The following is an 18,051-nucleotide window of genomic DNA, read 5'->3' as shown; positions in this document are numbered from 1 at the left end:
CTGATCCGACGTATCCGACCCGATAGCTTCGCAGGCGGATGTCGTACCGTGCCGAAAATTTCAGACGGCGCGAGGGGCGGGTACGCGCTTCGGCGCCTACCGTTTGACCGGCTGGACCTGGAGCGGGCCGACGCACCAGGTGCGGGCGGTTGAGGGGCCCAAGCAGCTTCTTCCGGTCATGCTGGACGGCGAAGAGTCGCGGCGCTGAAGGACGGAGGCCTAGATATGGAGGCGGAGAAGCCCGAGGAACAGGGCGAGCCAGCCGGCGACGTCCACTACGTCAACGCGGACGACACGGTCAGCGTCACCGAGTCGCATGTTGTCGACGGCTTCGGCGAAGGCGGTGACACGATCGTCACGGGCGGCGACGGACATGACACCAGCGTCCAGGCCGATCCCGCAGGGCCAGTCAACGTACAAGTGGGCCGTAGACCCTCCACGCCCGAGTCAGAACTGCGAACAGCGCAGCTTCTTGTACAGCGACTCAATCAAGCCGGCGCGCAGTGGGCCCCTCCGCAACTGACTAACGCGAGCGCCCGCGATGAGAGGGGCGTCGACTGCGAGGCCAGTGGTCCGAATGAACAGCGGCTCAAAATCCAGGTGACGACTCCCGAGCGCGCGGCATGGCCTGAGCTCGCACGCGGATCGGAATATCGCGCTCGTACCAGCGCGGAGGCGCTGGTCGAGGCTCTCCGCGTCGCGATCAAGGCGAAACGGACACGGTCCGATCCCGAGATCCATCTCGCACTGGATGCCGTTCATGCCCCTGCGCACGCGCTGCGTTCCGTCGCGGAGGCGTTCCGCCGACAGCACGGCCGGTGGGCCACGGGCGTCGGGTTCCAGGAGATCTGGCTCGTGGGTCCCTCGGTCGACCTGGTGCAGCGCCTGGCGCCCTGACGTCCCCAGGTGGCGCCCTCCCGCCTCACCGCTCGAGCTGCTGCTCGCTCTCCGTGCAGGTGGCTCGGTGGAGGTGCTGTCAAAGCCTCATCGGGCAGTCGTTTCCCGGGCCGGACCGTATTGTCGATGCTCGGCCCTACGCTCTGGCCATGACGATTCACTACACGACCTTCGTGATGCCAGGTTCGATGATGCGCTGTCGTACGACACCCCGCTCTTCGTGCTCGGAGCCGATTCCGCAGAGGAGACCGCGCCATCCTGGCGGTTACGTTGCGGCACCGCATCGGGAACTACGTGATGCCGTTCAGCCACGCGTCCATGGTCCTGGGGGAGGTACCCGTCACGGCCTTGTGGGCGTCTGTCTCGCGCGAGCAGTACGACGCGCGCGAAGGCCGTGATCCTTCGAGACCCGGTTCCGCAGGACGTCTCCACGGAGTACGCCGAGTTGGCCGAGGGAGTCCAGGGAGCCGACACCCCGCCGTGGGTGGGGCTGATGCTGGTCATGGAAATCCGGTCGTACGCCCGGAACGTGCCAGTGACCGTGGGAGAGAGCGCTGAGGACGTGCTGAGCATCGGCATCGATCTTGCGGCGCCGCCGACGTTCCCGCACTGGGCACAGCAGGTCCTTCCGCCGGGAAGCTGACCGTGAACGTGCTGACCTCCGTCTTACGGGCGAAGTCAGCGATTGGCGGGTTGACCGAGTCTGGGCGCGGCGAGTTCGGCGCTGAGACTGTCCCGTCCTGCGCCAGCCGTGTCCCGCGCCCGCTGCTGCAGTTCCTCCAGTTCGCCGTCGGTGAGGTCTTCGACCCAGGCCTCCATCCGCCGCTGCTCGGCCTCTTCCTCCGGCCGCGGCTCTGGTGGAGCTGAAGGGGGTGTTGCGCTACCACGGCACCGGCGCCCGCCACCTGGGGGAGATCCTGCGGGTGCGCACCCTGTCCCGGCTCGGGGTCGACGTCCGCGTCGGCATCGGGCCCACGATCAGGACGAACAACTCGCCGTCACCGACGAGCTGTCGGGGGAGGGGGAAGACGTCCTCGACGGATTCCTCGGCGAGGATCGGGCCGCCGGCGGCGATGCGGCCGACCAGCGGGACGTAGGACGCGGCGGGCTTGCCGGCGGTGTCGGTGGGCTGCGTGGAGGCGGCCTGGTCGGAGCCGCGCACCCGTATGCGCGTGGGCGGTGCGGGTCGCGGCGCAGGAAGCCCCTGCGCTCCAGTGCCATGAGTTGGTGTGCGACCGAGGAGGTGCTGGAGAGGCCGACGGCCTGTCCGATCTCCCGCATCGACGGCATACACCGGCTCGAGTCAGCCCTGGGCGGTGACGGTGGGCGCTGTCTGCGTGGTGGTGACGTCGGTCCTTCTCGATGGCTTCCTTGGCGGAGAGTGGTCGTTGCTTTCGAAAGGTTGCGCCAAACACACGTGAAGAGGGGGGCCCAAGAAGCCTGGCGAGGCTATTGATTCTGCTGTGAGGAGGGTTGGGACTTCATGCACTGCCCCTTCTGCAGGCACCCCGACAGCCGTGTCGTCGACAGTCGTACGACGGTACGTCGATCCGCAGGCGCCGCCAGTGTCCGGACTGTTCCCGTCGTTTCACGACCGTGGAGACGTGCTCGCTCATGGTGGTCAAGCGGTCCGGAGTCACCGAGCCCTTCAGTCGTACCAAGGTCATCAACGGCGTGCGCAAGGCATGCCAGGGAAGGCCTGTCACGGAGGACGCACTCGCTCAGCTCGGCCAGCGGGTCGAGGAGGCGGTGCGGGCCACCGGAAGCGCCGAACTGACCACCCACGACGTGGGACTGGCCATACTCGGCCCCTTGCAAGAGCTCGACCTCGTCGCCTATCTGTGTTTCGCGTCCGCCTATCGGGCGTTCGACTCGCTGGAGGACTTCGAGGCCGCCAGACGGTGGCCCGGAACATGAGGTGCCCAGCATGGATGATCTGTCAGACCCCGTGCTTTCCGAGGTGAAGACCGCGGTCGTGCTGCACCGGCCTGCCGCACCTCATACCCGAGACCGAGTTGACCTGATCGCAGCACGCGGCTGGCGGGCCACCGGGACGGCTGCAGTCAGATTTGAGCCCGAGTACCACCGGCTGGTGGACCTGCCCAACACATAGACCACAATGCAAAAGGCTGAACCTGCCGCACAACGCCCATCGCCCGCCGCCACCTCCAGAGACCGAGGGACCAACTGAGGCATCGACTGCGATGGTGTCCCGGCACGTTACGTGGAGCTTTCGCTGACATCCGGGCGTGCGGTCTCCCGTTTCTGTCTAGGCTGGTCGGTTGTGAGTGACACTTCCCAACCTGCCGCAGTAAACAGCGATTTGAGCCACCTCACCCCGACGGTCGCTGCCATCGACGGTGCAGATCCAGAACTGGTGGCCATCGGAGAGCGCTACTGGGCAATGGCCGGGTTTCACCCCGATCTCGCCACTCCCGCCTGGTGCGAAAAGGCTGCCGACATCGACAGCCAGGGCTGGGGAAAGCCGCTGTATGTCGTCGCAGCTGCCGGTGTGCGGGCCACCGTCGCTGACCAGGCCTGCCCCCAGTGCGGGGGCCCGGCCACTCTGACCAGCCGTACGGCTCTGGCACAGGTGTGCAACGGGCAGATCCCGCCCTGCGTGGAATGCACCGACTCCCTGCAAACCGCTGTGCAAGCGGTCCTGGACCCGCGACGGAAGGCGAAGCGGGACATCGCTCGGAAGCAGGCAGAGGAACAACGGATCATCACTGCGGCTCGTGATGAGTGGACGGCCGCGCAGCGACAGTCCATGGCCGTGAACTACGCCTTCCGGTTCAATACCGACGCAGACCTGAAGCTGCCGGTGCGCGAGATGCTCGCCACCTTGGCACTCCTGCGCTACGCCCCCTCCACAACGCAGATCCGCAACATCGGTGACTGGCCCGGCCCTCTGCACCCCGACCGGGACAAGGTGCCGAGCCTGCTCGGAGAACTCGTACGCAGCGGCCTGATCGCCATTCATCCCCAAAGCCCGGTACAGGCAGTTGTCTGGGAGCCGAAGTCCTTTGAGGCCGCTCTCGCATCAGCGGAAGGTGACCTTGATGCGGTGGCCGAACCGCAGGAGGGCTCACGCTTCTACCCTCTCCTGGCGCACTACTACGCTCCTTACGGCACCAGTGCCGGCACCGGTGCGACCCTCCTGGACGACCTCCTCAACACTGCACTCGCTCCCGAAAGACTGACCTCAGGCCGCCAGGACGACCTGCTCGCACTGGCCCAGGAGCTCCTGACCGCTGAAGCCGTCCGGTATTTCCAGCACCGGCTCGACGAGGTGAACCTGCCGGCCATCACCGAAACGCACCGCCAACGACTTGAAGACGCCGCGTCCAAAGCGGCAGCACACCGCCCGCTCGGCGAGCTCTACAACCTGGTCTGGCGTTCCACCCGCGCAGCCGCCGAAGCGGCTCAGAAAAACCCCAGAGCCCCACGCATCAACATGAGCACCCACGCGGTCAACCAATTCGAGACCCACGCTCACCGTGCGGCAGCCGACAGCAGCTTCGAGATCAACCCATTCAACGAAGTCTCCTCCTGCCCACTCGCCGCGATGACCAGGACCCTCCTCTACACCGTCCTCGACCGGTCGCCTTTCGAGACGAGCCTGCCGGACATCAAGAACTCCCTGCCCGAGCCAGCCATCGACCCTGACGTCTCACCCGCCGCACCGATTGCAGACCAGCACCTCGGCGATCTCGACGACGTGACGATCACTCTCCAATGGATGGCCACCAGCCCGGACGCCTGGGACGCCAACGCCATCCCTCGCGCACTCGAACGCCTGAACCTGCCACATCCGGACGCGGACTGGAACGTCGACATCCGAGTCATCCAACGCGCGACGGCCCGCCTCCAACGGCTCCACGCCCACCTGTTGCCCACCCTCGGGCAACGCCAGAGCGCACTCGCTGTCATGGCAGCCAGCAGCGACCTCCTCACCCACCCCACCACCGACCCGACAGACCCGAACATGCCTCGCCCTGTAGGCAAAGTCATCTGGGATGCCCTAGCGGCCGAGGTCCTCAACGACACCTTTGATCCGCCGGAGGACCTAGCAGAAGCAGGACTACACGGCGACGACTGAGCAATGGGCAGCGACTTTCGACACCCGCTATGCGAATTCAGCATAAGAAGTGCGTTATTCGTGTTAAAGTGTCGACGTGAGTATGAGCTTGGAAGAGCGGGTGCGATCAGCCGTTGCTGCCCTGCTTCACGCGGTCGGCGAGTCCCAGTCCGACCTCGCCGCTGCGTTGGGGGTGAGCCAGGCGCAGGTGAGTCGGCGTCAGTCCGGTACGGCTGCGTGGAGCCTGGCCGACTGTGAGGCGGTCTCCGCGCATTACGGCATCACTGCGTACGATCTCCTGGCCGGTCCGACCCGGGCCGTCGAAGCCCTCCCGGCGGAGCGCCGCCGCATGTCGGGCCGCCCGGTCGGCGGTGTCCGCTCCGCTGTCGTGGACGGGGGAGCCTGATGGCGGACTTCGACGCGATCGACGCCCTCCTTGCCGCCGTCAGGCAGGAGACACCGCTGCCCCCCGCAGGAGAACGACGCTCCCTGCGTGAAGATCTGAACCTCTCGCGCGCACAGCTTGCGCAGGCCCTGGGCGTGAGCCCGTCGACGGTCGGGGGCTGGGAGTCGGGGCGGGACCCAGGCGGCGAGATGCGGGAGAGGTACGCGTACTTCCTTGAGGGCGCTCGCACCAAGCTGGACGCCACCACCGCGGCCGCGCCCGCCAGTGAGGCCACGGACGACAAGCCGGCCGAAGCCGAGCAGACCGAGGACGACACCGACGTCCTGGCCGTGGCGCAGCCGTGTGTGCTGTGCGGGCAGCCGGCCCGGCATCAGGTCGAAGGGTTCCCCCAGCATCTGGACCCTGCCGAGTGCGCCCCCGCCCCGGCCGGGCCCGTACCCGCGCAGGCAGAGAAGCCCGCGCCTCGCACAGCGCCGCGGCAGTCGGCGCCGGCCGGGAAGCCGGAGCGAGCAGCCGGCGGTGTGAAGGTCGTGCCGGTCGGCAGGCGGGTGCAGGCGGCCTCCGACACCCCGGACCTGATCGGCTCCGCGGTCGCGGCCGCGCTCGCAGAACACTCTGGTGATGTCGAAGCGGCGACGGCTGCGCTGATCAAGCGGGCGATTCCGGACGCGATGGCGCTCCTGGACCACACACGCAAGGGCGGTCGCTACGACGTCGTCGCGCACCCGTGGCTGCCGGACATCCTGCGCAAGCAGAGTGCCCGCGGCGCCGACCAGGTGTGGGAGGCCCGGCCGAAGTGGAGCCGGCCGGAACTTCCCTCAGGCGAGCACGAGATCACCGCGCTCGACATCAACGGCGCCTACCTGTCCGCGCTCAAGACGCATCTGCCGCTCGGCCAGCTGGAACACACCGTCGGCGACCACCACGACCGGCGCCGTGCCGGCCTGCACCTGATCACCCCGCCCGCCTGGGACCACGGCGCCTACCTGCCGGACCCGATCGGCAACCGCGACGAACCAGGCCCCCTATGGGTGACCGAGCCGACCCTGCGCCTGCTGCTGCGTGTTTCCGGGCCGAAGTACGGCCTGTGCGACCCGCCTCAGATTCACGAGTCGTGGACGTCGGGGGCCACGGAGGGGCTGCTGGAGAAGTTCCGCATCGCTTTGAAGGACGCCCGGGACCGGGCGATCGCCGACGGCGACGAGGTGACGCTGGAGTATGTGAAGGCGATGTACTCGAAGTTCGTGTCCACGCTGGGGGAGTCGAACTTCAACCGGGAGCTCTACCGCACCGACTGGATGCACCTCATCCGCTCCCAGGCGTTCGCGAACTTGTGGTGGAAGGCCCACCGCGCCTACGACGAAGGCCTGATGGTCGTCCGCGCCATGGGCACCGACGAGCTGCACGTCACCGGCGACTGGCGGACGGTGTTCCCCGAAGGCCGCGGCGTCACCGAAGTGAAGGTCAAGGACGTCTACACCGTCGGCACCGGCCCTGACACCGCCAACGAGCCTCCTGAGGGCGCCTCCTAGCGCCGTTCTCCCGTCCCGGCGCCAGCTCCCCGCCGGGACGGGAGAACGGCGCTCACGGCCCCGTACAGTGATCCACTCCCGAGAGTCCGGAAGAGACGATGCCTGAGCGGAACATCGAGTTCGGCAAGTACGGCGCCCGCGGCCTCAAAGGCCACGAAGCCGTCGCCCGCCAGCTGGACGCCCTCGCCGGCTACATCGCCACCCCCGTCACCGCCCGCCGCGGCCTCCTCGCCCGCCTGCACTACCTCACCCGCAGCACCCACGCCCGCGAGGCCGCCCGCGCGGCCGGACTGACCGTCACCGACCGCACCCTGCGCGCCTGGACGGCTGGCCCCCGTACACCCTCCCGCCGCAACCTCGCCGCGATCGAGCAGGCCTACCGCACCGTGCGCCGGGAGAACGTCGCCCGCTACCTGACCGCCCGCCTCAACCGTGAAGGCCGCGGTACCCGCGTGGAAATCCACCCCATCAACCAGTCCGCTGTCGACCGGCCCCGCCAGCGCGCGGTGGAGTTCCGCACGATGAACGTCCGCCGCTGGGACCGCATCGTCGCCGCGTGGGCGGCCGGTGACGACCAGGAGATGGACGAGGCGTGGGTCGACCAGGTCGTCGACCTCGGCTCGCAGTGGGGCCAGTACGAGTACGTCACCAACGTCGGCTTCGCCGCGTGATTCTTCCGGTGTTGCGACAGTGGCAACACCTGCACGCGACCCCAGGTACGTCGGCTACATGAATGGGTGCGGAATGTCGGCTGTCAAGCCAAAAGTTTGTTAGTTACGTCGGTAATCTGATGGTAGAGAGATTTCCGTTCGCGCATTAGATGCCGGGTCTTTTTGTCAGCGTGCAGCACCGCGGCTAGATCCTTACTTCCGAGCAGCGCCGCGATTGTGGGTACGGAGTGATCCGTCAACTCGCGGCACAGATACATGGCGATTTGCCGAGCTCCCACCAGGGCGCGGCTCCTGTCCTTCGCCCGCAATTCCTCTACCGTGATGTCGAAATGATCTGCAACGCCCCTGATGACGTTTTCTGCCGTAATCTCTCTACTCTCCGCCTGGAAAGGATTGAGTACGTTACGCACTAGCTTCGCATTTACAGGTTGCTTGTAGATTCGCGAGTGGGCGATTACGCGTGCTATTGCTCCTTCCAGCTCTCTAATGGTCGCCCCTGAAATAGCAGCGATGAGTGCCATCGCCTCCGTTGAGGCATCGCTTACTTCTCCCTGGAGGTCTCTCCTGACGATTTCTATAAGTTGATCTCGTTCGGGGGGTTCCATGCCGAGAGTCAGCCCTTCCTGAAGGAATGAGGCAGCATCTGTGCTTAGTCCAGACTGTTCCTTCGGGGGATTAGGCGAGGCGAAGACGATCTGAGTCGAACCATCTCGGAGCTGTCGGAGCAGGTCTGTGAGCTCCTGCTGGGGGTTCCACAGCAGGTCCTCGAAGTCGTCGATCAATACGAGGTCAGCCATTATGAGATTGGCGCTGGTCCGGCGCCAGGATTTCCCAGGAGGTGCTGGACTGTACTGTCCGCGGATTTCTCTTACCAGGTCGCTCATGCTGCCGTAGAAGATTTTCGACTTCGGGTAGAGAGTGCGATGATAGTTCCCTATTGCGTGCAATAGGTGGGTTTTCCCTTGACCTGTATTACCGAGCAGGCAGATAGGGTTTTTGGTTTTCCATGACAGCTCCGCTACCTTTAATGCCGCGCCGTATGTGAAGCGATTTCTGGAGTCCACGGCGAAATTCTCGAAAGTGTATCTGTGGTTCAATCCGACAGAGAGAATTTCGCTATTCTTGGCCGCAGTTCTGGCTGACGCATTTCCGGCGGGCAGCAACTCCGCCCGCCCTGCTTCGCGATTAGAGTCGTCTTTGTCTTCGGCGGTGTCGATTTCCCGTTCGAGCTCCTCGCAGCGCTGTTCTGCGGCAACTCTACGGATATGGACGTCCCTTAGTTCAATGCGGAGATCTTCTACCTGATCTTTCAAAAGGTCCCGCTCTTGGCGAAGGCTGAAAAATTCGTCGCTGTGACCCCACATGGACTCTTCAGACGGTGAATCATCCGGAGCTGCTGTGATCTGCCGCAGCTGTAGCTCCACGTCAGCGATCCGGTGTTGCGCCTCCAGCAACGCGTCTTCCAACGCCCTCTCGCGCAATGCGCTGCGGCGTGCCGCGCGGTCAGCATCTGCCAGCTGCAGTTCGAGCAGCTGCACACGATGCTGAGGTGAACCGCTTGCAGCCAGGGCACTACCGTGCAGCTGCCGCAGCAGGTCCACCGCATCCGGTGTCACCGCTCCGCGGATCTCTGAGACATCCCTGATCAAGTCTGCAACGAACTCCCAGGTGGGAACCCGCGTGCCGTTCAGGTAGCGAGAAACGGCGCCGGCATCGCGGTTACGCCGGGCCGCGTAGCGTCGGACGCCGATACCAAGCGACTCGAAGAGTCGCCGCAACGCAGCGGCCAGCTCCCCCGCTTCCGTCCCCAGGGTATTGCTGAGAGGCTCAAGACTCTTCATCGGCTGTCCTTCGTGGTGTTGCCGTCAATCGGCAACTGTGCCAGCTCCCGCAACACTCTGACGACACGTCACTGTGGTTGCACACTTTCGTAGATACGGCCGATGAGGGCGTAGCTCAGCCCGTGTAGCGCAGCGGCTGGCGCGCTGTGAGAAGGAGCTTGGTATGGCGTCCCCGTCTGTCCCCCCAGGACCGCCCGACCCAGGGGAGGGGCCGCTGCTGAGCCAGCGCGCCGCCCTGATACTGGTGACTGCGTTCGTTATCGGCGGGCTTGCGGGCGGCCTCTCTCTTCTTGGAGGAGGCAACCTAGCGACTTCCCTACTGGCTGGGCTCACCGCGTGGGGTGCCTCCATCCTCGGACTGCACAAGCTGATCGGTCACTGACACCCAGCCCCTTCTGACGCGGTCGCACGGGTGCTGCTGAGCCCAATGGCGCCAGAGCGCGCGGCAGCAACTGAGAGGCTGCGGCCCGCGTGTACGCCAGCTGGACGACGCGTGGGTGGCGGTACGCGGCTCATCAGCCGTGGTCGGCCGGGCCGTACGATGATCGCCGTGACCACCCGCGCCGCACGCTCGGCGCCGGCCCCGAGGCTCCTGCCCAGGGCATCCGCGCCACCCAGGCCGACCTTCTTGACACCCTCCCCGGTGTCCGCATCGCAGATCTCGGCGAACTGCGGGACCGTGGAGTCGTTGGACACCTTCCCCCTGCACAACCGAGAACCCGGCGCACCCTGGGGGCAGGTCGTGCGGTCCCCGCCTCGCCCGACACCTCCACCTGAGAGGCGCAACCACCGCAGCGTTGGCGGCCGGCGACGATCAGGAGATGGACGAGGCGTGGGTCGACCAGGTTGTCGGCCTCGGCTCGCAGTGGGGCCAGTACGAGTACGTCAGCAACGTGGGGTTTGCTGCCTAAAACTGCTCTCGGCGTCGGTCCCTACGAGCCACAGACTTTGATCGACCGTCATGACACGGACCGGTATAGTCGCCTCGTCTTTGCAACAGCGGTAGAGCGGACCTGGACCCGACGTTCCAGGTCAAGGCCATTGTCGCCTTACGCTTGATACGCACGGTGAAAAAGGGAGTGCGGCGACCTTACGGCTCTAGCCAGGCCACCCCCATGAGCCCCAAACGTCGGTGGGCCTCAGCAAGACCACACGTGTCTCACGTGGTGGTCGGGCTGAGGTCTGACACCCGGTCCGATCACCAGAAGGGTATTTCGGACCGTTGAACCTCTCTCTCGGTGTCAAAGTCCTGCTGGTCATCATCTGCGCTTTGCTCTCCGCTCTTATCGGCTTGGGGGCTGGCTGGATGAGTCACACGCCGGGCGCACGCAAGCGCGATGCTGTGCTCTACGGAAGCGGCGCTTTCGGAGGCTCGCTGACACTGGCCGTGTTCGTGCTGATGGCCATCGGCCTGCTGTGAACGAGTCGCCGCTTCGGAGACCATCCAGTTCTCCGGGGCGGCGTTCGGCGGCAATGGCATCAGCTCAATTGCAGCAGTCCCCGCAACAGGTCACGGCTCTCGTCCGGGCTGGGGCTGTCCGCCTGCAGCTGCTCCATCGCCGCCTTGTACTGGGCCACGTCCACCTGCCTGTCCAGGTAGAGGGCGCTGGTGAGGTGTTCCACGTAGACCACGTTCGGCAGGTCCGACTCCGAGAAGCCGAGGATGGTGAAGGTGCCGGACTCGCCGGAGTGACCGCCGAAGCTGAACGGCATGATCTGCAGCCGCACGTTCTCCCACTGGGACATCTCGATCAGATGCCGGATTTGGCCGCGCATCACCTCACGGTCGCCGTACGGGCGACGCAGGGCAGCCTCGTCCAGGACGATGTGGACCTGCGGGGCGTTCTCGGAGACAAGGCGCTTCTGCCGTTCCAAGCGCAGCGTCACGTGCTTCTCGACGTCGCTGTCGCTCGCGTTCTTCATGCCTTGCTGGACATTCGCGCGAGCGTACGGCTCTGTCTGCAGCAGGCCGGGCACGTAGTTCATCTCGTACGTGCGGATCAGCGAGGCCTCGTGCTCTAGGGCGAGGTACGTCGGGAACCAACTTGGCAGCCCGTCCGAGTAGTTGTGCCACCAGCCAGCGAGCGCTCGTGCAGCGTGGGCCCGAACGGCCGGCGTGCGAGCGCGGAGGCGGCGGGCCCCCCGGCTCCCCAGGGACGTTCCCTCCAGCAGCGCGTCGAAGTCGTCGTTCTGATCAGCCATGGAAGTCTCCTTCCTCTTCGCGCTGCTTCGCTTTCGTCCGCCACCGGTACAGCAGACCTTCGATCGCGCGGATCGACTTGGCGTCCAGGAGCTGTTGGATCTCCTCTTGGGTGTAGCCGTCGACTGTCAGGGCGACGGTGGCCTGGGTCCGTGGGTCGTCGATGTCCCGGAGGCGCTGAAGCACCCGCAGGTTGCCCAGTACCTCCTCGGTGACGCCCTGCACCGCGAATCTGTCCTCGGTGGTGATCTCCTGGGTGGCCTGGCCGCGGTGCCACCGCTTCTGTTGCACGCGGTGGCGCCGGTATTCGTTGGGGAACTCGTAGGCGCACGCTCCCATGAAATAGGTGGCGATGCTGGCGCCGCCATCGGGTTGCCATCCGGCCTCGACCAGGGCCCGCCGCCGGAAGACCGGGAGGGCCCGGGCGACGGTCATCATCGCCAGTTCCTCCCGTAAATCGCTGTCACGGGCCAGTTCCTCGAGCTCCCGCTCGTCTGGCTTAAGGTCGAAGCCTCGCGAAGCGGCGAGTTTGAACACGTAGCCGGAGAACAGCCAGCCCCTTAGCACCGAGATCCCGTACCGGGCGAGCGCTTCCTCGAAGCGGTGGTAGTGGGTTCCGGCGAAGCCGCTCTCCGACAGCAGCCGGACCATTTGCTGGTCAGCCATCCGCCGGTCCAGGTTCTCCTGCAGCTTCCTGGCCCGCCGTGTGTCGACGGCGTTCATCTCATGCTGAGCTTCGAGAGGCACGGGAGCGCCGAGAAGGCGCCCCTGCTCGCCTACAACAGGTTGTAGGTGCCGGGCGAGCGGGGCTGCGGACTCCTGGTCCACCGCCTCGTCGTCGCCCCTCATTGCCTCCCCTTCCGGTCGTCGTCGAAGACGACCCCTTGTACGTCGCGCCCCTCAGGGCACCCCACGAACCTTTTCAAGATTTTTTCGGGCGGGGCCCGGGGCGGAAGTCGGCCGTGGGGTATCGGGCCGACCGTGACGTATGAGCGGAAGTCATCGTCGCCAACAACCGCTGGAGCGCACGTGAGTTCGCCGCCTGAGCCCCCTTTCATCAGCATGCACACCACCGTCGTCCTCCTGACTTCGGTCGTCATCGGGCTGGTCGTCGGCGGGCTGACCTTCCTCTCCGACTTCTCCGCCCCCGGGGCGGTCTTGGCGGGGCTGGGTGCCACAGGCCTCAGCGTGCCGGTGCTGCGTTCCCTCATGCGTTGACGCTGGCACAACGAACGTCGGCAGCTCACCGAGTACGCGAACGGCGCTGCAGCCGAAGGCGCAGCGCCGTTCGCGTACTCGGTGAGCTGCCGACAAACATGCCTGCCCCACCCCTTTGGGCGGACCGGATTCGCCCGGAATGAGTCTCACGGCCCGAGCGGGCGCTACCGTGGTGGAACACGCCAGTTCTGCCCTCTGGAGCCCTCGATGAGCGAACAGCCGGCCCCCGCCGACACCGCCGCGCGGCAGCAGCTGGAGCCCGCGGCCGCCGACGGGCTGCGCGCGTACGCGGCCAAGACCCGCGCCAGCGCCGACCAGTTCGCCGCCGTTCTGGAGGACATCGCCGAGAACGGGCTGCCCGCGGTGGAGGACTGCACCCCGTGGGAGGACCTGCGCGAGACCCACCTCGCCCGCCTCGCCGCGCAGCGCACCGCCGTCGCTTGATGCCCCCGCAGCACGGCCCCCGCCGCGCCCGCATTGCCTTCTCCGACGCCGCAGCCAAGCAGTTGGAGAACATCACCAACGAGGCGGAAATCCACGCCCTGGACCGCGCCCTGGTCGTCATCTCCGTCGACTCCGACGCCGGCGAGCCGATCCCCGGCGACACCACCGGACCCCAGCTACGCCAGTACACCGACGAAGTCGAGTCCGTCCGGGTCCTGTACTTCGTCACCGCCCTGCGCACCGTCGTGGTCGTGGCGTACATCGAGGTCTAGCCGACCGATAGGGGTGGTTCGGAAGGCACTGCCAGGCGGCACAGTTCGCTCAGGACGTCGTTCCGTGGCCCGCAGGTTGCGTCCAACAAGATATTTGGGAGAGGGAACGTACCGGGGCAGCCTATGCTTTCGTGCCATGAAGAACGAGAGTGAGCAATCAACCTATGTGGGGCAGTGGTGGCTGCCGCACCGTCCCGAGCAAGTAATGCACGGCAGTCTAGAAATTGGCGTAAGCCACCCAGAACTTGCGATTTACGAAAGCTTGCCATTTGGTCAAGAGGGTATCGCAAAGGAGCCGAACCACTCCATTATTCACGGCAGAAGTATGGGCGTTGACGTGACCCTACTGGACAGTCGCCAAGTCAGCGAGCGCAGCACTCAGCAAGGCGAGAACGAAGAAACTTACAATGTCTTCATAGCAAACACCGTACTGATCGGGGATGAACCTCTTAACGAGGACGAGTGCCGCTTTAACCGTGCCCACTTCCGCTTGTTCAATTTGGATCAGTGGAGCAATCGCACGATGTACAAGCATTCGGAAAGCGCCGTTGAAGCGCTTGATTTGCCAGACCTGACGGCCCGTATACCCGGATGCGAGGTATCGCTGAAGCGAAGTACAACTGTCAATCGAGGCCGGCTAACGGACGCGGGATTCACTAGCCACGAAGTGATTGAACTCAAAATCGAAGAACGAGTATCTCTTGAAGAATTGGAGCACAAGTTCATTCGACCGATTGAACAAATGCTTACCCTGGCCACGGGAAAGCATTGCGAAGCCTTCTCTCTGAGGGTAGGCAACTACGATGAAACCAAGGAATGGCGCGACACTTGGCCCCTCAGGTTTCACAAAGTCCGTCGGAAGGAATCCGACCAGAAACAACCAGGTAAGCCTATGATCCGCGAGCGTATGCGCTTCGGAATGAATAGCCAGCATTTTCCGCCAAACGTTGAATTTGGCATCCTGGTCCCTAACTGGTACGAGCTACAGGCAAAACTTTCATCCCAATGTGATTGGGTCTTCTCTCTGCATTCCGAAGTCGGAGGATATCTGCAGCAACAGGTATTCACGATCGCTTCGGCGATTGAAGCGCTGCACCGAGGCCTCAATCCCCAACATGAAGAGAAGACAGATGATGATCGTGCCAGAAACCAGGCGATTCTGTCGGTGGTGAAGAGGGAATGTCGGGAGCACCATCAGTGGCTAGCGGATGCTATCCAGTTCGCGCACCGAAAGAAATATGTATTCCGGGGGCGCGAGCTGCTTGAGTACACAGATCATCTGATGGTCGAAATTGTAGGCGATGAGGAAAAGTGGCTGCAGGAAGTACGCCAAATTCGAGACGGCATTGGGCATGTACTGAATTCGAGCGATGACTACACTGTAGAGCAGATGGTGGCCTTGCTTAGATCGACTTGTCTGTTCGCTGAACTCGTACTACTTCGACAACTTGGATTCAGTAAAGAAGAATGCCGTCAAGCGTTGCGTCATAATTGGGAATCGGAAAACGCGAGACATCGAATGGAAATCAGTTTCCCGGAATGGTTTGATGCAGCAGCGGACAAAAAGTAATGCCATCTTTTCTGGTTGAATGTCGCCGGTCGGTGAATCTGCACAGGGCCGTGATTCTGACCTGGGGTTGTGCATTTTGGGTGAGCGGGTTTTTGGCTGGGTGTCTCACTGAACTTGCGCAGGGTTGGGAAGGCCCGGCCGTCTGACCCGCGGGGTTTCTGGCTCCGGGGTGGCTGTGCAGGTTGGTTGAGTGCTGCGCAGTTTCAGTGATCCCCGGTAGGTGGTGGGGTGGGGTTGGTGTCGAGCCAGGTGGTGGGGATGAGTTTTTCGCCGCCGCGCCAGTTGTTGCGGACGGAGTCCTGGTACCAGGGGTGTGGCAGGTCGGCGTGGTCGCTGACGATGATCTGGAAGCCGGGGGAGAGTTCGGTGACGACCTAGGTGGTAGCCGACGTGGTTCTTGCCACTGCCGATGCGGAGCAGTTCGGTGATGCCGTTCGGGGTGTCGGTGCCGACGGTGATCCTCTTCAGGTTCAGGCGGACCAGGCCGTCGCCGTGCTCGAGTCTCAGGAATTTGGCGTGGCTGTTTATCTTGCCGCTGATGTAGCCGAGGCTGTGGGCGAGCTTGTCGTCGATGGCTTCGCTGTCGAGCTGCTCTTCGAGTTCTTGAACACGTTGCTCCGCGATGTCGACGTCGGCTTGCAGACGCTGGAGGTGCCCACGGCCGGTTGTGGTGCTGATATGGCCCAGGTAGGAGCTGATCCTGCCGCGGGACGCCGCGCATCCTCCGGTGGCCAGACCATCCAGCAGCTGGCCCAGGCCATGCCCGCCCATTTCGTCGTCTTCGACATCCCTCAGGTCGGGGCTGCGTGTCCACTCGTTCGAGTTGAAGTGCTGCATATCCTGTTCGGCTCCTCTTGCTCGGCGCTTAGCGTCGTGCCGGTAGCGACCAGGACAGAGGCGCCCGACGGGAAGACCGCTGTCACTGCATCTGAGTGGATGGACCGGACTGCGATGGCGATGGCACTGGACATGACAGCCGCATCGGAACTGGCGGTGCTGCGGGCTCTGGAGCGAGCGGGAAAGCGCAAAGTCCCACGCTCCGAGCGAGGCAGGTTAAACGACGTCCTGCCGTGGGAGATCTACACCCACCGCCCCCCGGTGGACCCCAGCGATCTCGACAAGGCGCTTACCAATGCCTGGGATCTCCCCGCAGCAGTGGGATTCTCGGAAGAGCTCATCTCTGCTCTGGATGCCTACGCCCGAACTCTCCTCGCCTCCGGCCACGCGTTCAACCGAGATGATCTGCAGCGAGTTCTGGCACGCCTCTGACCGTGTGCGCCGGACGGGCCGGGCATGAGCCGCTGGGTTCGAAAGCTCCGTCGTGGTCGGCGCATCCTCCCGAATATTCGCACAGTGCCGGCTTGCACCAGCGGCTTCCCGGGACGGACGTCCCGGGAAGCCGCTGGTGCAAGTGCTCGTCTTCACACCGGTGAGTTCCCCAGTCCAGAAGCCCGTGGGCGCGGTCGACTAAAAGCTCCCCATGATTGAGGGTGTACGGGAGCGCTGCCACCTCCGGATCGGCCTTGATGATCGCGAGAGCGGACCCGGCAGCACATCGCGGGTCACTTCGGCTTAGACACGCGCCGGCGCCATGCTCGTACAACGGCCCCGGAAGCCCCGATCACGGCGGCCGCGACAAGGTTCGCGGGCAGCTCCGCCACAAGTCCGTGGAGCGCGTTGGTCACCAGCTGGCTCACCACCAGGTACTGCGCAGCTGCGGTGTGGATGCCCGGGAGGTCAGCTGTCGAGGGCTTGGATGAGGGTGGGGTGGCAGTCGATGAGCTGGTCGTGGCCGACGGTGGCCAGGACCCGCTGGACGGCTTCCCGGGCGCCGGCGATGCGCAGCCATCGCCGAGGTGACCGCCCTACTCACGCCCGGCGACGCCCGGCGCTGAGCTGGCCGCCGGTTGGGCGGGGCTGCTACTCCCGGTCCTCGGCACGCTCGCGGGCCTCGACCACATCGGGGTGGTCCTCGCCGAGGAGTTCGCCGGCCAGCCTGGCGATGTAGTCCCAGTGGTTGGCGACGGTGTTCTTCGAGGACACGGTCTTCTCCATGCGCTCGGCCTTCTGGTACTGGTCGGCGAGGTGTAGGTAGGCGTTGCCCGTCTTCCTGAGCGCCTGGACCCGCAGGCTGGGCGGCGGATCGGCCTCCGCCCTCGCGGCCTTCTCCCACAGGTCGAGGAAACGCCTGGTGGTCGCGTCCAAGTCCATCTTGCGGCCGGTGGGTGCGCGCTCTACGAGCAGGGCGATCAGCCGCTGCATCGTCTCGGAGTCCGGCAGCCGGGACTCCGACAGCACGTAGCTCATCGTGCTGGTGCTCAGGTAGCCGGACTCGGTCGTCTGCCCCGAGCTCTTGGAGATCTTGGAAAGGCTGGGGCGTCCCACCGACATGTGCAGGTCGTGAAGGCCGTAGATGAGATCCCTCAGCGGGCCGACGTCGATCTGAGGCTTCTTCAGAATGCCCGGCCGCCCCATCGCTTCACTCCCCATTCAGTGTCCAGAACTGTCCAGGACTCTACAGGGCTACTGGGCTGGCGGCCGACCCTGCGCGACCGGTGTCCGAGGGCTGGAGGTGCCCAGCCAGCACTGGCTCGGGGTCCCACGACCAGATGGAGAGTCCTTCCAGGGCACCCGCCGGGTGCCAGAGAAGGAGGTTGAACCCGTGCATGACCTGATGGTTGTCGCAGCTCATGGGCTTGTGGCCGAGCTTTCCGCGGACCTTGTCGCGGCTGCCGTGATCGGGGTCTTCGGGGCCGTTGTGCGGGCGTGGCGTCGGCGCGCGTCCAAGTCGAAGTGACCTGGGGTGGGGGGGGGGGGGGGGGGGGAAAAAAACAAACACCCCCCCCCCCCCCCCCCCAAGCAAGCCCCCCACACCCCCCCCTTCGTCATTCATGGGGATGCGGGCTCCCTTCCCCCCCG

Annotated in this window: 18 protein-coding genes and 4 pseudogenes; 14 read left to right on the top strand and 8 right to left on the bottom strand. The window is 64.9% G+C overall.

The genetic code is table 11. From position 1 onward, the window contains the following. Positions 1-225: 225 nt before the first annotated feature. Positions 226-897: a hypothetical protein gene (locus tag ACZ5VQ_RS47460; RefSeq protein WP_469110452.1), complete on the top strand. Its 672-nt coding sequence runs from the start codon at positions 226-228 to the stop codon at positions 895-897. A gap of 394 nt (positions 898-1,291) precedes the next feature. Next, positions 1,292-1,540: a hypothetical protein gene (locus tag ACZ5VQ_RS47455; RefSeq protein ID WP_469110451.1), complete on the top strand. Its 249-nt coding sequence runs from the start codon at positions 1,292-1,294 to the stop codon at positions 1,538-1,540. Between the two features lie 35 nt (positions 1,541-1,575). Here the strand turns inward: ACZ5VQ_RS47455 and ACZ5VQ_RS47450 are convergent, their stop codons facing one another. Next, entirely contained in the window at positions 1,576-1,716 is a 141-nt protein-coding gene (locus ACZ5VQ_RS47450) for a hypothetical protein (RefSeq protein WP_405541027.1), read from the bottom strand. A 97-nt stretch (positions 1,717-1,813) separates the two neighbouring features. Next, positions 1,814-2,184: pseudogene (locus ACZ5VQ_RS47445) on the bottom strand (LexA family protein); the annotation flags it as partial. Positions 2,185-2,380: 196 nt separating this feature from the next. On the opposite strand from ACZ5VQ_RS47445, the pseudogene nrdR reads away from it, so the two are divergent. The 5 genes and pseudogenes from nrdR to ACZ5VQ_RS47420 all read left to right on the top strand — a co-directional run. Further along, a pseudogene (nrdR, locus tag ACZ5VQ_RS47440) lies at positions 2,381-2,793 on the top strand (transcriptional regulator NrdR); the annotation flags it as partial. Between the two features lie 388 nt (positions 2,794-3,181). Continuing rightward, positions 3,182-4,999 carry a hypothetical protein gene (locus tag ACZ5VQ_RS47435; protein ID WP_405541025.1) on the top strand — a complete coding sequence of 606 codons (1,818 nt, stop codon included), beginning with the start codon at positions 3,182-3,184 and terminating at the stop codon, positions 4,997-4,999. An 82-nt stretch (positions 5,000-5,081) separates the two neighbouring features. Further along, positions 5,082-5,384: a helix-turn-helix domain-containing protein gene (locus ACZ5VQ_RS47430; protein ID WP_405547690.1), complete on the top strand. Its 303-nt coding sequence runs from the start codon at positions 5,082-5,084 to the stop codon at positions 5,382-5,384. Continuing rightward, on the top strand, positions 5,384-6,916 hold the full coding sequence (locus ACZ5VQ_RS47425; RefSeq protein WP_469110450.1) for a helix-turn-helix domain-containing protein: 1,533 nt from the start codon (positions 5,384-5,386) through the stop codon (positions 6,914-6,916). Before ACZ5VQ_RS47430 ends, ACZ5VQ_RS47425 begins: the two co-directional genes overlap by 1 nt. A 98-nt stretch (positions 6,917-7,014) precedes the next feature. Next, entirely contained in the window at positions 7,015-7,587 is a 573-nt protein-coding gene (locus ACZ5VQ_RS47420) for a transcriptional regulator (RefSeq protein ID WP_469110449.1), read from the top strand. Between the two features lie 83 nt (positions 7,588-7,670). Here ACZ5VQ_RS47420 and ACZ5VQ_RS47415 read toward each other — a convergent pair whose 3' ends face one another. Beyond that, positions 7,671-9,428 carry a DnaA ATPase domain-containing protein gene (locus ACZ5VQ_RS47415; protein WP_469110448.1) on the bottom strand — a complete coding sequence of 586 codons (1,758 nt, stop codon included), beginning with the start codon at positions 9,426-9,428 and terminating at the stop codon, positions 7,671-7,673. Positions 9,429-10,228: 800 nt separating this feature from the next. On the opposite strand from ACZ5VQ_RS47415, the pseudogene ACZ5VQ_RS47410 reads away from it, so the two are divergent. Then, a pseudogene (locus ACZ5VQ_RS47410) lies at positions 10,229-10,339 on the top strand (transcriptional regulator); the annotation flags it as partial. Positions 10,340-10,650: 311 nt separating this feature from the next. Next, positions 10,651-10,848: a hypothetical protein gene (locus ACZ5VQ_RS47405; protein WP_405541020.1), complete on the top strand. Its 198-nt coding sequence runs from the start codon at positions 10,651-10,653 to the stop codon at positions 10,846-10,848. Positions 10,849-10,907: 59 nt separating this feature from the next. Here the strand turns inward: ACZ5VQ_RS47405 and ACZ5VQ_RS47400 are convergent, their stop codons facing one another. Then, positions 10,908-11,630, bottom strand: coding sequence for a DUF5753 domain-containing protein (locus ACZ5VQ_RS47400; protein WP_405541019.1), 723 nt, complete (start codon positions 11,628-11,630; stop codon positions 10,908-10,910). Then, positions 11,623-12,477, bottom strand: coding sequence for a hypothetical protein (locus ACZ5VQ_RS47395; RefSeq protein ID WP_405541018.1), 855 nt, complete (start codon positions 12,475-12,477; stop codon positions 11,623-11,625). Before ACZ5VQ_RS47395 ends, ACZ5VQ_RS47400 begins: the two co-directional genes overlap by 8 nt. Positions 12,478-12,657: 180 nt before the next feature. Between ACZ5VQ_RS47395 and ACZ5VQ_RS47390 the strand changes: the two genes are divergently transcribed. The 4 genes from ACZ5VQ_RS47390 (at position 12,658) to ACZ5VQ_RS47375 (ending at position 15,132) form a co-directional block, all read left to right on the top strand. Further along, complete coding sequence (locus ACZ5VQ_RS47390) at positions 12,658-12,846, top strand: hypothetical protein (protein WP_405541017.1); 189 nt, start codon at positions 12,658-12,660, stop codon at positions 12,844-12,846. Positions 12,847-13,053: 207 nt separating this feature from the next. Beyond that, the gene (locus tag ACZ5VQ_RS47385; protein ID WP_469110447.1) at positions 13,054-13,290 is read left to right on the top strand and encodes a hypothetical protein; all 237 of its coding nucleotides are present in this window, start codon (positions 13,054-13,056) and stop codon (positions 13,288-13,290) included. Further along, positions 13,290-13,562 carry a hypothetical protein gene (locus tag ACZ5VQ_RS47380; protein ID WP_469110446.1) on the top strand — a complete coding sequence of 91 codons (273 nt, stop codon included), beginning with the start codon at positions 13,290-13,292 and terminating at the stop codon, positions 13,560-13,562. Before ACZ5VQ_RS47385 ends, ACZ5VQ_RS47380 begins: the two co-directional genes overlap by 1 nt. 136 nt (positions 13,563-13,698) lie before the next feature. Next, a complete protein-coding gene (locus ACZ5VQ_RS47375; RefSeq protein ID WP_405541014.1) occupies positions 13,699-15,132 on the top strand; it encodes an ApeA N-terminal domain 1-containing protein in 1,434 nt (477 codons plus the stop codon). A 203-nt stretch (positions 15,133-15,335) separates the two neighbouring features. Here ACZ5VQ_RS47375 and ACZ5VQ_RS47370 read toward each other — a convergent pair whose 3' ends face one another. Together ACZ5VQ_RS47370 and ACZ5VQ_RS47365 are read right to left on the bottom strand one after the other, a co-directional pair. After that, on the bottom strand, positions 15,336-15,452 hold the full coding sequence (locus ACZ5VQ_RS47370) for a hypothetical protein (RefSeq protein ID WP_405547689.1): 117 nt from the start codon (positions 15,450-15,452) through the stop codon (positions 15,336-15,338). A 112-nt stretch (positions 15,453-15,564) separates the two neighbouring features. Then, positions 15,565-15,903, bottom strand: a pseudogene (locus ACZ5VQ_RS47365) (hypothetical protein); the annotation flags it as partial. A 180-nt stretch (positions 15,904-16,083) separates the two neighbouring features. On the opposite strand from ACZ5VQ_RS47365, the gene ACZ5VQ_RS47360 reads away from it, so the two are divergent. Further along, the gene (locus ACZ5VQ_RS47360; RefSeq protein ID WP_405541013.1) at positions 16,084-16,401 is read left to right on the top strand and encodes a hypothetical protein; all 318 of its coding nucleotides are present in this window, start codon (positions 16,084-16,086) and stop codon (positions 16,399-16,401) included. A 651-nt stretch (positions 16,402-17,052) separates the two neighbouring features. Here ACZ5VQ_RS47360 and ACZ5VQ_RS47355 read toward each other — a convergent pair. Beyond that, complete coding sequence (locus ACZ5VQ_RS47355; RefSeq protein WP_405541012.1) at positions 17,053-17,622, bottom strand: hypothetical protein; 570 nt, start codon at positions 17,620-17,622, stop codon at positions 17,053-17,055. Positions 17,623-18,051 lie beyond the last annotated feature (429 nt).

It is taken from the genome of Streptomyces sp. NPDC033178 (assembly GCF_055577685.1).
This window is presented reverse-complemented; position numbering and strand designations above follow the sequence as displayed.

Excerpts from the sequence above, each read along its gene's own strand:
- ACZ5VQ_RS47460 (WP_469110452.1), top strand. The coding sequence starts at position 226 with ATGGAGGCGGAGAAGCCCGAGGAACAGGGCGAGCCAGCCGGCGACGTC.
- ACZ5VQ_RS47430 (WP_405547690.1), top strand. The coding sequence starts at position 5,082 with ATGAGCTTGGAAGAGCGGGTGCGATCAGCCGTTGCTGCCCTGCTTCAC.
- ACZ5VQ_RS47425 (WP_469110450.1), top strand. The coding sequence starts at position 5,384 with ATGGCGGACTTCGACGCGATCGACGCCCTCCTTGCCGCCGTCAGGCAG.
- ACZ5VQ_RS47375 (WP_405541014.1), top strand. The coding sequence starts at position 13,699 with ATGAAGAACGAGAGTGAGCAATCAACCTATGTGGGGCAGTGGTGGCTG.
- ACZ5VQ_RS47380 (WP_469110446.1), top strand. The coding sequence starts at position 13,290 with ATGCCCCCGCAGCACGGCCCCCGCCGCGCCCGCATTGCCTTCTCCGAC.
- ACZ5VQ_RS47450 (WP_405541027.1), bottom strand. The coding sequence starts at position 1,716 with ATGGAGGCCTGGGTCGAAGACCTCACCGACGGCGAACTGGAGGAACTG.
- ACZ5VQ_RS47415 (WP_469110448.1), bottom strand. The coding sequence starts at position 9,428 with ATGAAGAGTCTTGAGCCTCTCAGCAATACCCTGGGGACGGAAGCGGGG.
- ACZ5VQ_RS47420 (WP_469110449.1), top strand. The coding sequence starts at position 7,015 with ATGCCTGAGCGGAACATCGAGTTCGGCAAGTACGGCGCCCGCGGCCTC.
- ACZ5VQ_RS47395 (WP_405541018.1), bottom strand. The coding sequence starts at position 12,477 with ATGAGGGGCGACGACGAGGCGGTGGACCAGGAGTCCGCAGCCCCGCTC.
- ACZ5VQ_RS47360 (WP_405541013.1), top strand. The coding sequence starts at position 16,084 with ATGGCGATGGCACTGGACATGACAGCCGCATCGGAACTGGCGGTGCTG.
- ACZ5VQ_RS47355 (WP_405541012.1), bottom strand. The coding sequence starts at position 17,622 with ATGGGGAGTGAAGCGATGGGGCGGCCGGGCATTCTGAAGAAGCCTCAG.
- ACZ5VQ_RS47400 (WP_405541019.1), bottom strand. The coding sequence starts at position 11,630 with ATGGCTGATCAGAACGACGACTTCGACGCGCTGCTGGAGGGAACGTCC.
- ACZ5VQ_RS47385 (WP_469110447.1), top strand. The coding sequence starts at position 13,054 with ATGAGCGAACAGCCGGCCCCCGCCGACACCGCCGCGCGGCAGCAGCTG.